The organism is Microcystis sp. M53603_WE2, assembly GCF_030065435.1.
Genome location: NZ_JASJFF010000625.1, coordinates 1 through 2,703, shown reverse-complemented (window position 1 = coordinate 2,703; position 2,703 = coordinate 1). Strand labels below are relative to the sequence as shown.

The window sequence follows — 2,703 nt, the reverse complement described above, 5'->3', positions numbered from 1 at the left end:
CGGCTAGATTCTGCCTTAATGCCAGCGATTAAAGCCTGGGTAGCGTCATAGGCGGTAGCAGTGCGCCAATTTACGTCTCCTTGCCACAATTGGCGGGAATTATTCACAAAAGGACTGTTCGGATTAGCCCCTAAATGCCAAGCGATAGCGACAACCATGCCCAAGGCATTTTTTCCGCCTACATCCAGAGTTTTGGGGCTATAAACGTCATCACCCGCCACAATCGGTAATTTTTGACCATTGATTTGAACCACCTGCAAAGCCTTATCTAGGGTACCACTATCCCCAAGAAGGGCGATTAGATTTGCTCCCTCCTGTTGAGCTTGTTGGAGGCTTTTAGAAGGGGTAAAAGTCAGAGAAGATAGATCAAATTCACTCACCACTTGACCTCCTCCTAATCCTAAAGCGGTGATAAATTCAGATTTTAGGGATTGACTATAATTACTTTGGGAGTTAAAAAATACCACTGCCTTGACGTTAGGAATTTTTTGCAAGCTAGATTCGGCTAATGCCCGTGCCGCCACAAAATCACTGGGAACAGAACGAAAGATATAGTCACCAAAATTGGAGAGTTTAACTGAGGTACTGATGGGGGAAATCATTACTAATCCCGCTTTTTGATAGATAGCGGCTGCGGCTAAAGAGGTGTCACTGCTAGTGTGTCCTACTACTCCTAAAATGCTGTTATCAGCCGTTAATTTTTGGGCAATTTGAGCGGCAATTTCGGGATGATCAGCATCATCAGCAATGAGAACTTTTAAAGGAGTGCCATTAATTCCTCCAGTTTGATTGATTTGATTTTGAGATTGGGCAACTCCTCGTAAAACTTCTAGGGCGGTGTTGACATTGCTCCCAATTGGCACGGAAACGGCGATAGTATAGGACTTAGCTTGACCAATACGGGCGTTATTTAAGTAGATGAGAGCTTCCGGATCATTTTGATTAGCTCGCAGGGATTTTTCTAGGAGGTAAACTGCTTGCTGAAAGTCTCCTTTCCCGATTGCCTGTATGGCAGCTTGTTTGTCCGAAGAAGCCCCTTCAACTATTAATAAGTTTTCCCCTTGACTAAATTTTGCTTGTGCCGATACCGATTTTTGCTCCGGTGATATTTTCTCGATTTCAGAAATATTGTTTGGGTTATTTTTTCCTTGAAAACGATTGTATAACCACCAACTACCTGCCCCAAAAAATATTAGGGTAATCACCAAGGCTAAAAGCAGGGTAACGGTCTCATTTTTCTTGCTCATGGGCTGATCAACTAAGATTAAATTAATGGTTTAATCGAGATTTATAGTTAATAAAAGTACCAATTCAAGTCTGAATGGCAACAAGATACGATCTACCTTGATAGAATACCTCATGTGGGGTCTGATAGTCAAGACATTGTTTAAATGTGTCTTAGCTTATTAGCCATACTTTACCTTTTTGTTTGGGATTGTTCTAAATGTTTTACCAAAACATTTGAGGATAAAGGACCGTGTAAATGACTCCAGGGTAAAACCTGTTCTAAACGCCATTGCTGATGAACGTAATAATCTAGAGGGGGAATTTGTCCTTTTAGTTCCTTAAAAGCCCGTTTATAACTGCCTAAAGAATCACCGTAGCCACGGGTTAATTCTAACAGGGAAGTCAAGCGGCGATCGCCTCTAGATAATAGGGCTTGAATCACTGACCAATTATAACTCTCTGGTCGAAATTCTATACCCTGTTTACCTAATTGTTTCTCTAGATATTTTAATCTTTTTTCGGCCATTTTATTAACGCCAAACCACTGAAAAGGAGTATGGGATTTAGGCACAAATGTGCTGCAACCGAAAGAGATTCGCAGTCCAGAGGCGGCTTTTTTTAAGGCTATTAACATTTCCACAGTTGCCGCAATATCTTCGGTTTCTTCTCCCGGTATTCCCACCATACCATAGAGTTTTATCCCTTTTAAACCGCCCGCTTTAGCATTAATAGCAGCTTGGATAATTTCATCATTGGCTAACTTTTTGTTGATAATTTCCCGCAAGCGATCGGAACCACTTTCTACGGCAATAGTAATTGATTTGGTGTCTCTTTGGGATAAAATTCTGGCTAATTTTTCCGTGACAGTATTAGTTCTAACTGAGGCGATCGAGAGTCTAACTCCCTCAAATTTTGGTTGAAAAAGATAATCAAGTAAGGTTTCAAATTCGGGATGTTGGCTGACAGAAGCACCTAATAAACCAAGGCGATCTGTCACTTTTAAACCTTTTTCAATGGCAGGGATTAAAGATTCTAAACTAGCGGTACGAAAGGGTAAAGTTAGATAACTAGCTAAACAAAAACGGCACATTTCTGGGCAACTTCGCACCACCTCTACCATATAAATATTCTCCCATGCCGCTTGTTTTGTTACCACCGTAGAAGCCGAAAGGGTATTACTGCGATAGGTTTGTTTACTAACAAAGGTAGGAACATTATTATCTATGGGTAGAATTGCCGTAATTTCACCTTCTGGACTGTCATAATTAACGGTATATAAACTAGGAACATACACCCCCGGAACCTGGGCTAAATGACGGAGTTTTATCGGGCGATCAGCGTTTCTCACCTCTTGATAGGCATTAATAAAATCAGCAATTAAATTTTCACCATCTCCCAATAAAATTACATCAAAAAAAGCGGCAAAAGGTTCGGGATTAGCGGTTAAAACTGGTCCACCTCCGAAAATTATCGCTT

The 2,703-nt window shown here is 41.0% G+C and carries 2 protein-coding genes; both read right to left on the bottom strand.

Features of this window, described 5'->3' with window-relative positions; all coding sequences use genetic code 11:
• The coding region (locus PX481_RS13320) for an ABC transporter substrate-binding protein (RefSeq protein ID WP_288094719.1) at positions 1-1,247 on the bottom strand (1,247 nt) is incomplete at its 3' end.
• A gap of 170 nt (positions 1,248-1,417) precedes the next feature.
• A partial coding sequence (locus tag PX481_RS13315; RefSeq protein ID WP_288094718.1) for a B12-binding domain-containing radical SAM protein occupies positions 1,418-2,703 on the bottom strand: 1,286 nt, incomplete at its 5' end.